This window comes from Pseudomonas pseudonitroreducens, from assembly GCF_021603645.1.
GTDB classification, from domain to species: Bacteria; Pseudomonadota; Gammaproteobacteria; order Pseudomonadales; family Pseudomonadaceae; genus Pseudomonas; species Pseudomonas pseudonitroreducens.
On the sequence record NZ_BQHJ01000007.1, the window covers coordinates 45294 to 66081 of the forward strand.

A 20788-nucleotide genomic window follows, 5' to 3' on the forward strand; every position below is an offset into this window, starting at 1 on the left:
AGCCATGATTTTGACGCCAACTTTTTTGCTCTTACAGACAAGGGAATGCCTCCTGAGCCGACCTCGCACGCGGCCGGTCGGCAACCAGGCAAGCCTCACCAGGAGAAGTGCATGAGCAGCGTCGTCGCCGTCGTAAAAAGCATCATCGGCCAAGTGATTGCGGTGTCCCCCGAGGGCGTCCAGCGCGTCCTGGTTGAAGGTGACCGCATCTACCAGGGCGAGCAGTTGCTCACTGGCGCTTCCGGCGCGGTGACGCTCGACGTCGGCAAGGGCAAGCTGGTTGACCTGGGCCGCGACAGCCAGTGGAGCAGCGCCGACCTGCCGCAGACCGAGACGCACCACGCAGCCGTGCAGGCAAACAACGCGCCGAGCACCGAGGACCTGCAGAAGGCCATCGCCGCCGGTCTCGACCCGACCCAGGCCCTCGCCCCCACCGCAGCGGGCCCGACTGCCGCTCCGTCGGCAGCTGGCGGCAATGGTGGCGTTGGCGGCGGTCACAGCTTCGTGGTGCTCGATGCCACCGCCGGGCACGTCGACCCGACCATCGGCTACACCACCGCCGGCCTGGACAACGGTGGCTCCGCCGGCGACGAGCGCCAGGGCGACCTGCCGCCCAACCTCGCGCCCGAATTCGGCGAAGGCAGCAACGGTGTGCTGAACCTCACCACCGCCGAGGACACCCTGCTCACGGGCACCTTCGCCGCCCGCGATCCGAACGGCGACACCATCAGCTACAGCGTCGGCCAGGCGCCGGCCAACGGCCTGCTGGTGCTCAACCCCAACGGCACCTGGCAGTACAACCCCAACGGCGACTACAACGGCGCCGACAGCTTCACCGTGATCGTCACCGACGCCCGTGGCGCGTCCAGCACGCTCGTGGTCAACGTCGGCATCACCCCGGTAAACGACGCCCCGGTGGCCACTGGCACCTATACCAGCACCGTCACCGACACCGCCGCCAACGACAGCTTCGCCGACATCAAGGGCCAACTGACCGCCACCGACGTCGACGACACCAACCTGACCTGGAGCGGCAGCGCCAAGGGCGCCTACGGTGAACTCACCGTCAACGCCGATGGCAGCTACACCTACGTGGTCGACGCCAATGCGGTGAACGCCCTGCCCCTGGGGCAGAACCCGAGCGAAAGCTTTACCGTCACCGTGACCGACCCGTCCGGCGCTACCGACACCCGCGTCATCACCATCAACGTGCAGGGCGCCAACGACACGCCGGTTGCCCAGGATGGCCAGGCCAGCGTCACCGAGGACAGCGTGATCGGCGGCCAACTGCAGGCCACCGACCGCGACACCGGCAGCACCCTGACCTTCACCACCAACGGCAACCCGCCGGCGGGCTTCACCCTGAAGCCGGACGGCAGCTGGACCTTCGATGGCAAGGACCCGGCCTACCAGCACCTGGCCGAGGGCGAAACCCAGGTGGTGCAGGTGCCCTACACCGTCACCGACGAGCACGGCGCCACCAGCAGCGCCACGCTGACCGTGACCCTGACCGGCACCAACGACGCGCCGGTGGCCCTGCCGGGCGCAGCCACCACCGAAGAGAACACCGTGCTCAATGGCCAGGTGCCGGCCGCCAGCGACGTGGACGGCAGCGTCAGCGGCTACCAGCTGACCACTGGCGTCGGCCAGGGCAACGGCAGCCTGACCTTCAATCCGGACGGCAGCTACAGCTTCAACCCCGGCAAGGACTTCGACAGCCTCGCCCAGGGCGAAACCCGCGACGTGACCTTCACCTACCAGGCGAAGGACAACAACGGTGCGCTGAGTGACCCGCAGACCATCACCATCACCGTCACCGGCACCAACGACGCCCCGGTCGCCCAGCCGGGCAGCGCCACCACCGAGGAGAACACCGTTCTCAACGGCCAGGTGCCGGCCGCCAGCGACGTGGACGGCAGCGTCACCGGCTACCAGCTGACCACTGGCGTCGGCCAGGGCAACGGCAGCCTGACCTTCAATCCGGACGGCAGCTACAGCTTCAACCCCGGCAAGGACTTCGACAGCCTGGCCGATGGCGAAACCCGCGACGTCACCTTCACCTACCAGGCCAAGGACAACAACGGCGCGCTGAGTGACCCGCAGACCATCACCATCACCGTCACCGGCACCAACGACGCGGCGGTGATCAGCGGGCAGAGCAGCGTCAGCGCCGATGAAACCGACGCCCCGCTGACCCTCGGCGGCAAGCTGGACATCAGCGACGTCGACAGCCCGGCCAGCTTCCAGGCGCAGAGCAACGTCGCTGGCCTGCACGGCACCTTCAACCTCGGCACCGACGGCACCTGGACCTACACCGCCAACAGCGCCTACAACGAGCTGAATGTCGGCGACAAGCTCACCGACACCTTCACCGTGAAGGCCGCCGACGGCACCAGCAGCAGCGTGACCGTGACCATCAACGGCACCAACGATGCACCGGTGGCCAGCGCCACCACTGGCGCGGTGAAGGAAGATGCACAGATCAGCGGCCAGCTCGCCGCCACCGACGCCGACAACGGCGCCAAGCTCAGCTATGCCCTGGACAAGACCGCACCCGCCGGCTTCAGCGTCGATGCCGACGGCAAGTGGAGCTTCGATGCCAGCGTCAGCGAGTACCAGCACCTGAAAGCCGGTGCCACCCAGACCATCAGCATCCCGTTCACCGTCACCGACGAACACGGCGCCAGCAGCTCCAGCAGCCTGACCATCACCATCACCGGCACCAACGACGCACCGGTGGCCCAGGCCGCCAGCGCAGCGGGCACTGAAGACAAGCTCAGCTTCGGCAAGCTGGTCGCCACCGACGTGGACGACGGCGCCAAGCTCAGCTTCAGCCTCAACGACAAGGCGCCGGCCGGCTTCACCCTGTTCAAGGACGGCACCTGGGCCTTCAACGGCCTGAGCCCGGCCTACCAGAGCCTTGCCGCTGGCGAGACCAAGGTCCTGTCGATCGACTACACCGTCACCGACGAACACGGCGCCACCAGCAGCAACACCCTGACCCTGACCGTCACCGGCACCAACGACACGCCGCTCGCCCTGCCCTCGCTGACCTTCGTCCGCGAAGACGCGCAGATCAGCGGCGAGCTCAAGGCCATCGACGTCGACAACGGCGCCAAGCTGACCTTCAGCCTCAACCAGGCCGCCCCGGCGGGCCTGACCCTGGGCAGCGACGGCAAGTGGAGCTTCGACGCCAGCGATGCCGCCTACCAGCACCTGAAGGCGGGTGCGGTGCAGATCATCAACGTGCCCTACACCGTCACCGACGAGCACGGCGCGAGCACCCAGAGCTTCCTGGCGATCACCGTCACCGGCACCAACGATGCCCCGCGCGCGGATGCCGCCACTGCTGCGGCAGTGGAAGACCAGGTCAGCAAGGGCCAGCTCACCGCCACCGACGTGGACGACGGCGCCAAGCTGAGCTTCAGCGTCTCCGGCAACCCGCCGGCCGGCTTCACCCTGAAGACCGACGGCAGCTGGACCTTCGACGGCAAGAACCCGGCCTACCAGTCCCTCGCCGAAGGCGAGAGCAAGGACATCGTGGTCAAGTACATCGTCACCGACGAACACGGTGCGACCGATACCCAGACCCTGACGCTTACCGTCACCGGCACCAACGACGCCCCGATTGCCTACGCCGATACCGCCACCACCGAGGAGAACAGCGTTCTCCAGGGCCAGGTCCCGGCCGCCACCGACGTGGACGGCACCATTGCCGGCTACCAACTGACCACCGACGTCGGCACCCACAACGGCAGCCTGACCTTCAACCCGGATGGCAGCTACAGCTTCAACCCCGGCAAGGACTTCGACAGCCTGGCCGATGGCGAATCCCGTGACGTCACCTTCACCTACCAGGCGAAGGACAACAATGGCGCGCTGAGCGACCCGCAGACCATCACCATCACCGTCACCGGCACCAACGATGCACCGGTGGCCAGCGCCACCACTGGCGCCGTGAAGGAAGATGCGCAGATCAGCGGCCAGCTCGCCGCCACCGACGCCGACAACGGCGCCAAGCTCAGCTATGCCCTGGACAAGACCGCACCCGCCGGCTTCAGCGTCGATGCCGACGGCAAGTGGAGCTTCGATGCCAGCGTCAGCGAGTACCAGCACCTGAAAGCCGGTGCCACCCAGACCATCAGCATCCCGTTCACCGTCACCGACGAACACGGCGCCAGCAGCTCCAGCAGCCTGACCATCACCATCACCGGCACCAACGACGCACCGGTGGCCCAGGCCGCCAACGCAGCGGGCACTGAAGACAAGCTCAGCTTCGGCAAGCTGGTCGCCACCGACGTGGACGACGGCGCCAAGCTCAGCTTCAGCCTCAACGACAAGGCGCCGGCCGGCTTCACCCTGTTCAAGGACGGCACCTGGGCCTTCAACGGCCTGAACCCGGCCTACCAGAGCCTCGCCGCCGGCGAGACCAAGGTCCTGTCGATCGACTACACCGTCACCGACGAGCATGGCGCCACCAGCAGCAACACCCTGACCCTGACCGTCACCGGCACCAACGACACGCCGCTCGCCCTGCCCTCGCTGACCTTCGTCCGCGAAGACGCGCAGATCAGCGGCGAGCTCAAGGCCATCGACGTCGACAACGGCGCCAAGCTGACCTTCAGCCTCAACCAGGCCGCCCCGGCGGGCCTGACCCTGGGCAGCGACGGCAAGTGGAGCTTCGACGCCAGCGATGCCGCCTACCAGCACCTGAAGGCGGGTGCGGTGCAGATCATCAACGTGCCCTACACCGTCACCGACGAGCACGGCGCGAGCACCCAGAGCTTCCTGGCGATCACCGTCACCGGCACCAACGATGCCCCGCGCGCCGACGCCGCGACCGCTGCCGCCGTGGAAGACCAGGTCAGCAAGGGCCAGCTCACCGCCACCGACGTGGACGACGGCGCCAAGCTGAGCTTCAGCGTCTCCGGCAACCCGCCGGCCGGCTTCGTGCTGAAGACCGACGGCAGCTGGACCTTCGACGGCAAGAACCCGGCCTACCAGTCCCTCGCCGAAGGCGAGAGCAAGGACATCGTGGTCAAGTACATCGTCACCGACGAACATGGCGCCACGGATACCCAGACCCTGACCATCACCGTTACCGGGAGCAACGACCCGGCCGTGATCGGCGGCGTAGCCAGCGTGAGCGTCAATGAGACCGATGCACCGATCACCACGGGCGGCCAACTGACCGTCAGCGATGTCGACGGCCTGGCCAGCTTCCAGGCGCAGAGCAACGTCGCCGGCCTGCACGGCACGTTCAACCTCGGCACCGACGGTACCTGGAGCTACACCGCGAACAGCGCCTACAACGAGCTGGGTGTCGACGACAAGCTCACCGACACCTTCACCGTGAAGGCTGCCGACGGCACCAGCAGCACCGTGACCGTCACCATCAACGGCACCAACGATGCTCCGGTGGCCTCGGCTGACGTCGCCAGCACCGAAGAGAACACCGTGCTCAACGGCCAGGTTCCGGCCGCTACCGACATCGACGGCAACGTTGTCGGCTACCAATTGGCTACCGATGTTGCCCAGGGCAAAGGTTCGCTGACCTTCAACGCCAACGGCAGCTACACCTTCACCCCGGGTACGGCTTTCGATCACCTCGCCGCCGGCCAGAGCGAAGACGTCACCTTCACTTACCAGGCGAAGGACAACAACGGCGCGCTGAGCGACCCGCAGACCATCACCATCACCGTCACCGGCACCAACGACAAACCGGTGGCCTACGCCGACAGCCAGACCACCGAGGAAAACAGCGTTCTCGATGGCCAGGTTCCGGTCGCCACCGACGTCGACGGCACCATCGCCGGCTACCAGTTGGCTACCGATGTCGCCCAGGGCAAGGGCACCCTCGTCTTCAACAGCGACGGCAGCTACACCTTCACCCCGGGTACCGCCTTCGATCACCTCGCCGCCGGCCAGAGTGAAGACGTCACCTTCACCTATCAGGCGAAGGACAACAACGGCGCGCTGAGCGACCCGCAGACCATCACCATCACCATCACCGGCACCAATGACGCGGCGGTGATCAGCGGCCAGACCAGCGCCAGCGCCAACGAAACCGATGCTCCGCTCACTCTCGGCGGCAAGCTCGAGGTCAGCGACGTCGACGGCCCGGCCAGCTTCCAGGCGCAAAGCAATGTCGCCGGCCTGCACGGCACCTTCAGCCTTGGCACCGATGGCACCTGGAGCTACATCGCGAACAGCGCCTACAACGAGTTGAATGTCGACGACAAGCTCACCGACACCTTCACCGTGAAGGCTGCCGACGGCACCAGCAGCACCGTGACCGTCACCATCAACGGCACCAACGATGCCCCGGTGGCTTCGGCTGACGTCGCCAGCACCGACGAGAACACCGTGCTCAACGGCCAGGTTCCGGCCGCTACCGACATCGACGGCAACGTTGTCAGCTACCAATTGGCTACCGATGTTGCCCAGGGCAAGGGCTCGCTGACCTTCAACGCCAACGGCAGCTACACCTTCAATCCGGGTACGGCTTTCGATCACCTGGCCGCCGGGCAAAACGAAGACGTCACCTTCACCTACCAGGCGAAGGACAACAACGGCGCGCTGAGTGACCCGCAGACCATCACCATCACCGTCACCGGCACCAACGACAAGCCGGTCGCCTACGCCGACAGCCAGACCACCGAAGAGAACAGCGTTCTCCATGGCCAGGTTCCGATCGCCACCGACGTCGACGGCACTATCGCCGGCTACCAGTTGGCTACCGATGTCGCCCAGGGCAAGGGCACCCTCGTCTTCAACAGCGACGGCAGCTACACCTTCACCCCGGGCACGGCCTTCGACCACCTGGCCGCCGGCCAGAGCGAAGACGTCACCTTCACCTACCAGGCGAAGGACAACAACGGTGCGCTGAGCGATCCGCAGACCATCACCATCACCGTCACCGGCACCAATGACGCGGCGGTGATCAGCGGCCAGACCAGCGCCAGCGTCAACGAAACCGACGCCCCGCTCACTCTCGGCGGCAAGCTCGAGGTCAGCGACGTCGACGGCCCGGCCAGCTTCCAGGCGCAAAGCAATGTCGCCGGCCTGCACGGCACCTTCAGCCTCGGCACCGATGGCACCTGGAGCTACATCGCCAACTCCGCCTTCAACGAACTGAAGGTCGGCGATCAACTCACCGACACCTTCACCGTGAAGGCCGCCGACGGCACCACTGCCAGCGTCACCGTGACCATCAACGGCACCAACGACAAGCCGGTGGCCTACGCCGATACCCAGACCACCGAGGAGAACACCGTTCTCCATGGCCAGGTCCCGATCGCCACCGACATCGACGGCACTATCGCCAGCTACCAGTTGGCCAGCGGCATTGGCCAGGGCAAGGGCAACCTGGTCTTCAGCAGCAACGGCAGCTACACCTTCACCCCGGGTACCGCCTTCGATCATCTGGCTGCCGGGCAGAGTGAAAACGTCAGCTTCACCTACCAGGCGAAGGACAACAACGGCGCGCTGAGCGACCCGCAGACCGTCACCATCACCGTCACCGGCAGCAACGACGCGGCCATCATTGGCGGGCAGACCAGCGGCAGCGCCAACGAAACCGATGCGCCGGTCACCATTGCCGGCAAGCTCGAGGTCACCGATGTCGACGGCCCGGCCAGCTTCCAGCCCCAGGCCGGCACCGTCGGCAGCTATGGCACCTTCAGCCTGGCCGCCGATGGCACCTGGAGCTTCGTCGCCAACTCCGCCTTCAACGAACTGAAGATCGGCGACAAGCTCACCGAAACCTTCACCGTGAAGGCCGCCGACGGCACCGCCGCCAGCGTCACCGTGACCATCAACGGCACCAACGACAAGCCGGTGGCCTTCGCCGATACCCAGACCACCGAAGAGAACACCGTTCTCCACGGCCAGGTGCCGGTCGCCACCGATGTCGACGGCACCATCGTCCGCTACGAGGTGGTCAACACCATCGCCCAGGGCAAGGGCAGCCTGACCTTCAACGAGAACGGCAGCTACACCTTCAACCCGGGCACGGCCTTCGACCACCTGGCCGCCGGCCAGAGCGAAGACGTCACCTTCACCTACCAGGCGAAGGACAACAACGGTGCGGTGAGCGGCCCGCAGACCATCACCATCACCGTGACCGGCAGCAATGATCCCGCGGTCATCGGCGGCATGAACGTCGTCAGCGTCAGCGAAACCAACACGCCGATCAGCACCGGCGGCAAGCTGACTGTCAGCGATGTCGACAGCCCGGCCACCTTCCAGACCCAGAGCAACGTCGCCGGCAAGTACGGCACCTTCAACCTCGGCAGCGACGGCAACTGGACCTACGTCGCCAGCAGCGCCTACAACGAGCTGAAGCAGGGCCAGACCCTGACCGATACCTTCACCGTGAAGTCTGCCGATGGCACCAGCGCCACCGTGACCGTGAACATCATCGGCACCAACGACAAGCCGGTCGCCTTCAGCGATACCGCCACCACCGACGAAAACGCCGTCCTCAATGGCCGCGTACCGACCGCGACCGATATCGACGGCAGCATCACCGGCTACCAGTTGGCGACCAATGTTGCCGCCGGCAAGGGCACGCTGACCTTCAACACCAACGGCAGCTACAGCTTCAACCCGGGTAGCGCCTTCGACCACCTGGCCCAGGGCCAGAGCGAGAACGTCACCTTCACCTACCAGGCGAAGGACAACAACGGCGCACTGAGCGATCCGCAGACCATCACCATCACCGTCACCGGGACCAACGACAAGCCGGTCGCCTACGCCGACAGCCAGACCACCGAAGAGAACACCGTTCTCCACGGCCAGGTCCCGGTTGCCACCGACGTCGACGGCACCATCGCGGGTTATCAGCTGGCCACCGACGTGGCACAGGGCAAAGGCTCGCTGACCTTCAACGCCAACGGCAGCTATACCTTCACCCCGGGTACCGCCTTCGATCACCTGGCCGCCGGGCAGAGCGAGAACGTCACCTTCACCTACCAGGCGAAGGACAACAACGGCGCGCTGAGTGACCCGCAGACCATCACCATCACCGTCACCGGGACCAACGACGCCCCGGTTGCCGTGCCGGACACCGCGCACACCAACGAAGACACGGCGATCCGCATCGACGTGCTGGGCAACGACACCGATGCCGAACACGACGCCCTGATCGTCACCGGCGCCAGCGCCGGCAACGGCACCGTGGTGATCAACCAGGACGGTAGCCTGAGCTACACGCCGAAGGAGAACTTCAGCGGCTCCGACACCATCACCTACAGCATCAGCGACGGCAAGGGCGGCACTTCCAGCTCCACCGTCACCGTCACCATCGAGGCGGTGGCGGACAAGCCGAACCTGAGCCTGGACGGCAGCAGCAGCCACCCGAAAGCCACCGGCCTGACCGTGGACACCTGGACCGGCCTGGCCCTGGGCAGTGGCGGCAACGGCGCAGCGCCGGCCGACCTGCAGGCGAAGATCGATGCCGCCGGCACCCCGACCACCCACGGCTCCACCGACACGGTGCGCAACACCGACGTCACCGCCGGCACCGCCACCAAGGTCAGCGGCCTGATCTTCCTCGAGGCCGGCCACACCTACACCTTCAGCGGAGTGGGTGACGACAGCGTGCGCCTGGTCATCGGTGGCAGCACCGTCGCCCAGGCCACCTGGGGCGGCACTGGCGGCACCAGTGGCCAGTTCAGCGGCAGCTTCACCCCGACCGAGAGCGGCTACTACCCGATCGCCCTCTACCAGCACAACCAGAGCGGCCCGGGCAACTACAGCCTGAGCATCTCCGACAACGGCAGCGCCGCGCAGGTACTGGGCAGCGGCAACGCGCTGGTGTACCACAACACCAGCGAACTGACCGGCAGTGGCGAGCGCCTGTCCGACCTGACCGGCGACGCCGGCCAGAGCCACTACAAGGTCTTCGGCCTCAACGAGGGCAACGAGGACACCGCGATCAACCTGTCGAAGATCAAGGCAGCGCTGGTCGACACCGACGGCTCGGAAACCCTGTCGGTGAGCATCGGCAAGATCCCGGCCGGCGCCACCCTCAGCGATGGCAAGAACAGCTTCACCGCCGACGCCACCCACAACAGCGTCGACCTCAAGGGCTGGAACCTCGACACCCTGACACTCACTCCGCCGGCCGACTTCAACGGCACCATCAAGCTGGAAGTCAGCGCCACGGCGACCGAGTCCAGCAACGGTGACGCCGCTACCCGCACCGCCGACCTGAACGTCACCGTGTACCCGGTGAACGATGCGCCGACCGTCAGCGGTGCACAGAACCTGAGCACCGACGAGGACACCCCGGTTTCCGGGCAGATCCACGCCAGCGACGTGGACGGCGACAGCCTCACCTATGCCGTGAAGAACGGCAGCGGCCCGGCCAACGGCACGGTGACCTTCGGCAGCGACGGCCACTACACCTACACCCCCGCCGCCAACTACAACGGCAGCGACAGCTTTACCGTGGTGGTCAGCGATGGCCATGGCGGCAGCGTCGAGCAACTGGTCACGGTCGGCATCGCAGCGGTGAACGATGCGCCGGAAGCCAAGAACGACCTGCAGTCCACCGGCGAGAACGCCACGCTATCGAAATCCGTGCCGGTCGCCAGCGACATCGACAGCGCGATCAACCCCAACGGCTACGCCCTGGTGAAGGACGTCGGCGCCGGCAACGGTACCCTCACCTTCAATGCCAACGGCAGCTACGTGTTCAATCCGGGCACTGACTTCGACAGCCTCGCTCCGGGCGAAAGCCGCCAGGTGTCCTTCACCTACACGGCGAAGGACGCCGAGGGTGCGGTCAGCGCTCCGGCCACCGTGACCATTACCGTCAACGGTGCGAACGACGCTCCCGAAGGCGCCGACAAGACCATCGTTCTCGACGAGGGTGGCAGCCGCGCCTTCGCTGCCGGCGACTTCGGCTTCCGCGATGTCGACCACAACGACGCCCTCAGCGCCGTGCGCATCGACAGCCTGCCCACCAATGGCACGCTGAAGTTCAACGGCAGCGCGGTGAGCGCCGGCCAGGTGATCAACGCAGCCGACCTCGGCAAGCTGGTCTTCACCCCGGCGGCCAACGGCAATGGCGACAACTACGCCAACTTCACCTTCTCGGTGAAGGACAGCAACGGCGCGTTCGATACCACGCCGAACAAGATCACCTTCAACGTCACCCCGGTGAACGATGCACCGGTGGCGGTGAACGACAACTTCACCGTCAGCGGTCTGAAGGGCAGCTACTGGGGCTACAACGAAGGCCCGGACGGCGCCAACCTGACCACCCTGAGCCAGGTGACCACCTTCATGGCCGGGCACAACCCGAGCGCCACCTTCACCTCCACCACGCTGAACTACAACCTCAGCGGCGGTGACCTGGGCGGTGACGGCAACCTGCAGAAGTTCCTCGGCAATGATGCCGGTTCGCTGAACACCGACCCGGCGAACACCTCCGATGCGATCATCCAGCTCACCGGCGCGATCAGCCTCAACGCCGGCAACTACCAGCTGCGGGTCAACGCCGACGACGGCTTCAGCATCAAGATCGACGGCGTGGAGGTGTTCAAGTACGACGCCATCCAGAGCCCGACCGGTCGCGAGTCGGCGGTGTTCAACATCGCCCAGAGCGGCAACCACAGCATCGAGATCGTCTACTGGGATCAGGGCGGCCAGGCCCAGCTGCAGGTGGAAATGCGTCCGCAGGGCGGCACCTACACCACCGTCGGCGGCACCGCGCTGACCCACGCCGTGGGCGAGCTGGTGACCAACGAGGACACCCCGCTGACCATCGCCCCGCAGACCCTGCTAGGCAACGACAGCGACGTGGACGGCGACAAGCTCTCGATCATCAGCGTCCAGGGCGCCGTCAATGGCAGCGTGAAACTCGAGGGCGGCAACGTCGTCTTCACCCCGGCCAAGGACTTCAACGGCGCCGGCAGCTTCACCTACACCATCAGCGACGGCCACGGCGCCATCAGCACCGCCACCGTCACCGTGGGTGTCAATGCGGTGAACGATGCACCGGAAGCCAAGAACGACCTGCAGACCACCGGCGAGAACAACACACTCAACGGCCAGGTACCGGCTGCCACCGACATCGACAGTGCGATCAACCTCAATGGTTACGCCCTGGTACAAGGGGTGGGCGCCGGCAACGGCACCCTCACCTTCAACGCCAACGGCAGCTATGTGTTCAACCCGGGCACCGACTTCGATTCGCTGAATGTCGGCGAATCGCGCCAGGTGGCCTTCACCTACACCGCGAAGGACGCCCAGGGCGCGGTCAGCGCTCCGGCCACTGTGACCATCACCGTGACCGGCAGCAACGACCTGCCCACCGCCACCGACAGCACCCTGACCCTCAACGAGGACGGCAAGCGCAGCTTCAGCGCCAGCGACTTCGGCTTCAGCGACAAGGATGCCGGCGATGCGCTCAAGGCAATCCGCATCGACAACCTGCCCACCGCCGGCAGCCTGACCCTCAACGGCCAGTCGGTGACCGCCGGCCAGGTGATCGCCGTCAGCCTGCTCGCCAGCCTGGTCTACACCCCGGTGGCCAACGCCGCGGGCAGCGCCTACGCGACCCTGAAGTTCTCGGTACAGGACAGCCACGACGGCTTCTCCAGCTCGTCCAGCGCCCTGACCTTCAACGTCACCCCGGTGAACGATGCGCCGCTGTCGGCGGACGGTTCCGCCAGCGTCTACGCCGGCAAGACCTACACCTTCGCCCTCAAGGACTTCGCCTTCAGCGATACCGCGGATTCCGCCAACGGGCAGAACCACAACCTGCAGAACATCCTCATCAAGGCCCTGCCGACCACCGGCAGCCTGCTGCTCAACGGCCAGGCCATCAGCGCCGGCAAGGCAGTCAGCGCCAGTGACATTGCCGCCGGCAAGCTGACCTACGTACCGGACAGCTCGGGCAGCAACGCGCACTTCGAGTTCGCGGTGCAGGACAGCGGTGGCGTGGCCAACGGTGGCGTCGATACTTCGGGCACCTATGGCTTCGACATCCACGTCGGCCAGGTGCAGATTCCGAGCACCACGCCCAACGGCGACAACACCCTGACCGGTGGCTCGGGCGACGACGTGATTCTCGGCGACGTCGGCGGCATCAAGACGCTCACCCAGGGCGGTACCAACTACAACATCGCCCTGGTGGTCGACACCTCCGGCAGCATGGCCTACAACCTCGCCGGCCAGTCCGGCGCGGCCTACGCCGACTCGCGGATGAAGCTGGTCAAGGACGCGCTGATCAACCTGGCCAACGAGCTCAAGGGCCACGACGGGGTCATCAACATCTCGCTGATCGGATTCCAGAGCAGCGCGAGCCTGAAGGTCAGCATCAGCGACCTGTCCGATGCCAACATCAATCAGTTGCTCAACGCCATCGGCCAATCCCAGTCCCAGGGGCTGCAGGCCACCGGCGGCACCGACTACCAGGAAGCGTTCGGCCAGGCGGTCAGCTGGTTCAATACCCAGAAGAACGGCTACGAGAACGTCACCCTGTTCCTCACCGACGGTGACCCGACCGAGTCCAGCGGCAGCGGCACGCTGATGCAGAACACCACGCAGGCCTTCGCCAGCCTCTCGGCGCTCAGCGAAGTCCGCGCCATCGGCATCGGCACCAATGTCAACGAGAGCACGCTCAAGTACTTCGACAACACCAACGTCACCGGCGTCGGCACGGTGTCCTACACCACCAACTCCACGCTGTTCACCTTCGACAACAACAGCGCCCTGCCGGGCTGGACGCTGACCAAGAGCTCCACCGGCTCGGTCGGCATCTCCGGCAACAAGCTGTCCATGACCGACACCAGTGCCAGCGGCTCCACCACCGCCATCACCTCGGACCTGACCGTCGGCAAGAACAGCACCTCGACCTTCAGCTTCGACTTCAGCGAAAGCATGCGCGGCGGCGACACCTTCACCTGGACGCTGAAGCAGCTCGTCAACGGCGCCTGGTCGACGGTCGAAACGCACACGCTGACCTCGTCGTCGAGCAACACCACCTACAGCACCGACAAGGCGGTCGGCGAAGGCACCTATCGCATCGACTACGTGCTGACCGACAACACCACTGCCGGCACCGCCACCGTCACCCTCGACAACCTCAAGCAGATCACCACCACCCAGGCCCCCACCGGGCAGGTGGATATCGTCAAGCAGGCCAGCGACCTCAGCGCCGCGCTGCATGGCGGCTCCACCAGCACCGAGCTGGCGCCGTCAGGCAACGACACCATCCACGGTGGTGCCGGCGACGACATCATCTTCGGGGACACCATCAACACCGACAACCTGCCGTGGGGCGTCAACGGCAACCCGGCGAAACCGGCCGACATGCCGGCAGGCTCCGGCGTCAGCGCGCTGTCGGCGTTCCTCGAGCTGAAGAACGGCCACGCGGCGACCAGCGACGAGATGTACGACTACATCAAGAACAACCACACGCTGTTCAACGTCGATGGCGATACCCGTGGCGGCAGCGACAGCCTCTACGGTGGCGATGGCAACGACATCCTCTACGGACAGGGCGGCAACGACTTCCTGTTCGGCGAGAATGGCAACGACATCCTCATCGGCGGCACCGGCGACGACCAGCTCACCGGCGGCAAGGGCAACGACATCCTCACCGGCGGTGCGGGTGCCGACACCTTCATCTGGCGCGCCGGGGATATCGGCAACGACACCATCACCGACTTCAAGGCCGGTGAAGGCGACCGTATCGATATCAGCGACCTGCTGCCGGAGACCGCGCACAACGACATCCTCAGCTACCTGAAGGTGGACACCACGACCTCGACCCTGCAGGTGAGCACCACCGGGCAGATCAACAACGGCGGGGCCGCGGACGTCACCATCAAGCTGAGCGGGGTCGACCTCTCCGCCTACGGCTCGACCTCCACCGAGATCGTCAACAAGCTGGTGGCGGGTTCCGATCCGGTGGTCAAGACTGAGCATCACTGACCCGCAGTTGCCGCACGGCAGGCAAACGGTCAGGCTCTGACATGGCGAAGGCGGGGCCATCCTTCGGGATGGCCCCGCCTTCGCTCCTTCACTTCATACATGGGGACGGGTCGATGCTGTACATCCAGCGCAACGCCGAGGGAAAAGTGGCGCGCGTCGAGGACGCCGAATTCGAAGGCGCCACCGGCACGCTGCCGGCGGACCATCCGGATATCCAGGCCTGGGCGGCCGAGAGCAGCCTGCTGCAGCTCAAGCAGAGCGACCTGGACATGATCCGGGTACTGGAGGACCTGATCTCGGTGCTGATCACCAAGGGCGTGATCCGCATTACCGACCTGCCGCCGGCGGCGCGCTCAAAACTGCTCAACCGGACCCAGGCACGGGAAGCCCTCGGCGGGCTGACCCGGCTGATCAACGACGACGAGGAAACGGGGCTGATCTGAGCCCCGTTTTCTTTTCCGCGACGGCTCCTACAGAAAGCAGCTCCGCATCAGCTTTGGCTTTGGCTTTGGCTTTGGCTCTGAAGACTTCCAGAGAAACGCCCGCGCACTCCGGACGGCCCCTTTCAGGAGGCCTCGTTGAAGCGGAGTTTCAGGGGTTGAGCGACATGGATGTCGTGAGAGCCACGATGGGCCAGGGATGGCCCGTCGTGGTGTGCCTCTGAAACTTCGGTTCAACGAGGGTATTTTTCGCCTAAGCGAAAAACCGGATGGAGGGGCAAGCCTTCTTGGTTACTTCTTCGGCGTCTGGAAGAAGTGACTCGCCCGAGGGGGCGAAACAAGAATCTCGCGCGTACGCCGAAGCGGCGAAGGAACAACGAAGCTCGGGCAACAACATCGCGGACAAAGTCCGCTCCTACGAAAAGCGCCCCGCCCCGGCGTCGATCACCAGGGCGCCGGCCCACCAAACAGCTGCCCCTGCACGCCCTGAATCCCCATCTCTTTCAACACCCGGAATTCCCCGGCCGTCTCCACGCGCTCGGCGATCAGCGGCAGGTCGATGCTGTGCGCGGCGCGCTGCATGGCCTCGATGAACAGGCGCTTGTCGTTCTCCTGATCGATATGGCGGATGTGGCTGCCGTCCACCTTGAGATAAGCCAGGCCCAGACGAGCCAGGTTGCCGATCATGCTGAAGCGCCCGCCGAAGTGCTGCAGGCTCAGGCGATAGCCCAGCTCGCCAAGGCGACGGGTCAGCGCCTCGAGCACCGGCTGCGCCGGAAGCTGGTCTTCTTCCAGCTCCAGGGTCAGGCGCCCGGCGAATTGCGGATGCTGCTTCAGCAGGTCGAACACGCGGGTGGTCGCCCACTCGTCACGCAGCAATGCGGCCGACAGGTTCAGCGCCAGCGGACGGTTATGTTTGGCCATGTCGGCCAGCACGCTTTCGAGCATCAGCAGGTCCAGCCGCGCGGTCCAGCCGAAGCGGTCCAGCCAGGGCAGGAAGCGCCCGGCGGCGATGCTGCCGCCCTGCCCGTCCGGCAGGCGCGAGAGCACCTTGTAATGCAGCACCACCTGCGGGTCGGCACAGGCCACCACCGCCTGGAAGTGCAACTGGAAGCGCTTGTGCACCAGCGCCTCGTCCAGCAACTGGTGCCAACTGTGGCGCTCCTCGGCGACCGGCTTGGCGCCGCCCTGGAGGAAGGCCCAGCAACTGTCGTTCTGCCGTTCGGCCTGCACCAGCGCCTCGTCCGCACGCTGCAACAGTGCCTGCGCCGATTCGCCGGAAACGAAGGGCACCAGCCCCAGGCAGGCAACCGGGCTCACATCACTGGCGCCGGTGCTGGCCAGCGCACCAAGCATGCCTTCCAGGCGCATCGCCAGGGCCGGCGCGTCCTCGGGCATCAGCCCCGGCGCCAGCATGACGAACTCGCCGCCACGGCTGCGTGCCAGGGTCAGGCCCGCGCCCAGCCCTTGTCCGGCCAGGCGCAACTGGTCGGCCACGGCCTTGAGCAACTGGTCGACACGCTGGCCGCCCAGACGCTGGTTCAATCCGGCGAGGTCGTTGACCCGCAGCACCAGCAGCACACCGCTACTGACCTGGTCCTCGGCGCTCAGCCGGTTGTTCAGCTGCATGTCGAAGAAGCGCCGGTTGCCCAGCCCGGTCAGGCTGTCCTGATAGGCCTCGTCGCGCAGGCGTTCGCTACGCTGGGCCTGCTCCTGGAACAGCGCCTTGAGCTTCTCCACCATCTGGTTCATCGCCTGTACCACACGGCGCAGCTCGGGGGTGCGCGGCAGTTCCGGCAGGCTGAGGAACTCGCGGCGGGCGATGGCGTGGGATTGTTCCACCATGTAGTCCAGCGGCTTGAGCTGGCGGCGCAGCAGGATGGCGCCGAGCACGGCACTGGCGATGCCGCACAGCAGCAGCCAGAGCAGGCTGCCGAGGGCGCTCTGCCAGAGCTTGGCGATGGCGAACATCGGGTGGCTGAGCACCTCGACCCGTGCGGCCTGGGTCCAGCCGCGGCTGACGATGGCGTCACCGCCGGCCGAATGCAGGTCGATCAGCGCAATGAACCACTGCGGCACCTTGGCCGCCACCGCGTCGGGTACCCCGGTGCGCTCCACCATCACCTTGCCGGTGGCCAGGTCGATCACCCGGATGCTCTCGAAGTAGCCGCTGTCGAAGATCGAGCTGACCATCAGCTCGACCATTGCCGGGTCGTCGATATTCGGTGTCAGCGACAGGCCCAGCGCAGTGGCCGCATCCTGGGCGTGTGAGCGCAGCTGGTTGCCGTACTGCTCGCGCGAGCTTTCCAGGCCAACCATGAAGCTACCGCTGAAGGCGACCACCAGGAACAGGCAGATGGCGATCAACAACTGTTTGAACAGGGACATCGTGTCTCCAGGCTCCTCCCGCGGGAGCTATTCGTGTCGGTGCAGCTAGGCGTTCTATGGTGATTCGTTCAGGGGCGACTCATGCAAAAGCTATTCATTCGAAGGGAAGCCCTCGGCCTTCATCTTCTTCAACAGGTCCTGCCAGCGCGACAACCGCTTGCTGTCGCCCACCTGCTTGCCGCCACCCGCGCCGCTGCCGGCGAGCCACAGGCCCTCGCCGTTGAACGCGTACACCGGCTGCAGGTCGCTGCGCTGGCTGGCCGGGAGGATGCTGCCGATCAGGTTGTCCAGCACCAGCGGCACGGCATCAGGCCTCGGGTAGTAAGTCAGCACCATATGCGCCTGGTTCAAACGCAATGCCTTGACGTAGGTAATGCGCAGCTTCTGCGCCGGCACGCCGAGATGTCGCAGGCTGATGTACTTGGCGATGGCGAAGTCCTCGCAATCGCCGGCCCCTTTGAACAAGGCCTCCACCGGCGTGGCCCAGTAATCCACTTCGTGCCAGAGGCTGAGGTCATCGGTGAAGCGCAGCTGGTCGTTGAAGAAGCGATTGACCGCCTGCAGCTGGTCACGTTCTGCAGCGGTGGATTGCTCCGCGAGCATTTTCTGCCAGGCATCGATACGCACCTGGCCATCGCCCAGCGGGCCGTAGAGGCGCGCGGACTGCGCGCTGATCAGCTTGAAGTCCCACTCGACCTGCTGTGCCCCCGCCAGCACGAACGATGCGGCCAGCACCAGGGCCAACGACCCTGGCCAGCAACGGCGCAACATCCTCGAACAACGGCTGAACACGATCGCGACTACCCGACTGCGAACGCCGGCAACCAGCTGCAGGCGCAGGGGTCGCATGGTGCAGACTGGGCGCGAAAAAAACAATGGCACAATGCAATCACTGCATTGTGCCATCACCGGATGACGCGGCCTGGAGATATCCCAGCCTCGGCGGAGAGAGGAGCGCGTTCAGCTCTTTTCAGGCGGGGTCACAACGTCGAACCAGAAGTCGAAGTCCTCCAGCAGGCCGAACAGCTTGGCCAGCAGCAGCGGGTTGCCCGAGCTCTTGAGCTTGCCCTCGAACACCAGGCGCACCGGCGAGACCTCCTTGAGCATCAGCCGGTTGAGGTCGGCGCGGTCGATGGTCACGGTCTGCCCGGCGTTTTCGCTCTGCACGCCCTTGATGTTGTTCAGGTGCGAGTTCTTCAGCTCCAGCAGGTATTGCTCGTTCCTGTCCGGCAGCACCAGGTTGATGCTGAAGTCCTCGCCCTCGGCCTTCTGCGCATTCATCCGCACGCCGAGGTAGTCGAACAGCAGGCCGGTATCCATGGCCGCCAGCGCATCGGGATTGCTCACACGCAGTGATGGCAGGTTACGCGGTACGCCGTTGCGCAGCTCCTGCGCGGCGACCAGGTAGCTGTTGCGCCAGCCGGCGTTCTCCGCCTGGTAGCCGAGCTGCTCCAGGGCGTCGGCCTGCAGGTTGCGCGCGGCCTGGTTGCTCGGGTCGGCGAAGACCAGCTTGTTCACCACCTCCACCACCCAGCGGTACTCGCCCTTGTCGAACGAGGCCCTGGCCATCTGCAGCAGGTGATCGGCACCGCCCATGAACTCGACGTACTTCTTCGCCGAATCCTCCGGCGCCAGCGGGTTGAGGGTCGCCGGGTTGCTGTCGTAGTAGCCCAGGTACTTGTTCACCACCGCACGCACGTTGTGGCTGACGCTGCCGTGGTAGCCGCGGTTGAACCATTCGTTGGCCAGCTCCGGCGGCACCTTCAGGCGCTCGTGGATCTGGTTGATGGTCACCCCGTTGTTGGCCAGGTGCAGCGTCTGGTCGTTCAGGTAGCCGTACATGTCACGCTGCTTCTCCAGCGTGCGGACGATGTCCTCGTGCCCCCAGCGCGGCCAGTTGTGCACGGCGAACATCACCTCGGCCTTGTCGCCGAAGCGGTGCAGCGCCTCGTTGATGTACTTGCTCCAGCCCAGCGGGTCGCGTGTCTCGGCACCGCGCAGGGTATAGAGGTTGTGCAGGGTGGCGGTGACGTTCTCGGCCATCAGCAGCGCCTTCTGCTGCGGCAGCCAGACGTTCATTTCCGCCGGCGATTCGGTGCCCGGGGTGTTCTGGAAGGTGAAGGGCACGCCGTCGATTTCCAGGTCCTGCAACTCGCCATCGATCAGTTTCGTCGGCGCGATGATGCTCAGCGGGCCGTGCGCCACGCCCTTGCCGATGGCCATGTCCACCTGACCCTGCGGGCCCTTGGGCAGCACGGTGCCGTACTGGTAGGTGGCGCGGCGGATCATGGCGTTGCCGGCCATGACGTTTTCCTTGATCGCCGCCTCCATGAAGCCCTTGGGCGCGATGATCTGCACCTCGCCCTTGTCCACCTGTTCCTGGCTGACCAGGCCCTTCACGCCGCCGAAGTGGTCGACATGGGCATGGCTGTAGATGATCGCGCGGATCGGTTTCTGCCCCAGCTCCTGGCTGACCAGGGCGTAGGCGGCCTTGGAGGTCGCCGGGGTGGTCAGGGTATCGATGACGATCCAGCCGGTCTTGCCTTCGATGAAGGTGGTGTTGGCCAGGTCGTAGCCGCGCACCTGGTAGATGCCGTCGGTGACCTTGAACAGCCCGTAGCTGAGGTTCAGCTGGGCCTGGCGCAGCAGGCTGGGGTTGACGCTGGGAATGTCCTGGGTGGCCTTGAGGAAGTCATAGGCGCCCAGCTGCCAGGCGACGCTGCCGTCGTCGTTCTTGATCACCAGGTTGTCGGGGCGCTTGATCAGGCCCTTCTCCACCCGGTCGAAGTCCGCACGGTCATTGATCGGCAACGACTGGCGCACCTGCGCCTGGGCGGCTTCGGTGAAGGTGGTCGGCGGTTTGGGCTGCTCGGCGGCGACCAGCAGGCCAGGGCAGAGACCGGCCAGCAGGACGGCAGCAGAAAGACGAGACATCGGAAGACTCCGGTATTTGTAGTTGTGCTCGCACTATGCCGGCCGTCGCGCTAATAATTCCAATGCATTCCAAT

Annotated in this window: 5 protein-coding genes; 2 read left to right on the plus strand and 3 right to left on the minus strand. The window is 65.6% G+C overall.

The features are described from left to right. Positions 1-111 precede the first annotated feature (111 nt). The gene (locus L6D89_RS17770) at positions 112-14952 is read left to right on the plus strand and encodes a retention module-containing protein (protein WP_236200670.1); all 14841 of its coding nucleotides are present in this window, start codon (positions 112-114) and stop codon (positions 14950-14952) included. 113 nt (positions 14953-15065) lie between these two features. Continuing rightward, complete coding sequence (locus L6D89_RS17775; protein WP_024767779.1) at positions 15066-15395, plus strand: hypothetical protein; 330 nt, start codon at positions 15066-15068, stop codon at positions 15393-15395. A 441-nt stretch (positions 15396-15836) separates the two neighbouring features. On the opposite strand, the gene lapD is transcribed toward L6D89_RS17775, so the two are convergent. From lapD to L6D89_RS17790, 3 genes are all read right to left on the minus strand, one after another. After that, the gene (gene lapD, locus L6D89_RS17780) at positions 15837-17780 is read right to left on the minus strand and encodes a cyclic di-GMP receptor LapD (RefSeq protein WP_236200671.1); all 1944 of its coding nucleotides are present in this window, start codon (positions 17778-17780) and stop codon (positions 15837-15839) included. 90 nt (positions 17781-17870) lie between these two features. After that, positions 17871-18551: a cysteine protease LapG gene (gene lapG / locus L6D89_RS17785; protein WP_236200843.1), complete on the minus strand. Its 681-nt coding sequence runs from the start codon at positions 18549-18551 to the stop codon at positions 17871-17873. Between the two features lie 189 nt (positions 18552-18740). Continuing rightward, positions 18741-20714 (minus strand): alkyl/aryl-sulfatase, encoded by a 1974-nt coding sequence (locus L6D89_RS17790; protein ID WP_236200672.1) that lies wholly within the window; start codon positions 20712-20714, stop codon positions 18741-18743. Positions 20715-20788 lie beyond the last annotated feature (74 nt).

What these genes read in the sequence shown, in the direction of transcription:
- L6D89_RS17770 (WP_236200670.1), top strand. Translation starts at nt 112, where the DNA reads ATGAGCAGCGTCGTCGCCGTCGTAAAAAGCATCATCGGCCAAGTGATT.
- L6D89_RS17775 (WP_024767779.1), top strand. Translation starts at nt 15,066, where the DNA reads ATGCTGTACATCCAGCGCAACGCCGAGGGAAAAGTGGCGCGCGTCGAG.
- lapD (WP_236200671.1), bottom strand. Translation starts at nt 17,780, where the DNA reads ATGTCCCTGTTCAAACAGTTGTTGATCGCCATCTGCCTGTTCCTGGTG.
- lapG (WP_236200843.1), bottom strand. Translation starts at nt 18,551, where the DNA reads ATGTTGCGCCGTTGCTGGCCAGGGTCGTTGGCCCTGGTGCTGGCCGCA.
- L6D89_RS17790 (WP_236200672.1), bottom strand. Translation starts at nt 20,714, where the DNA reads ATGTCTCGTCTTTCTGCTGCCGTCCTGCTGGCCGGTCTCTGCCCTGGC.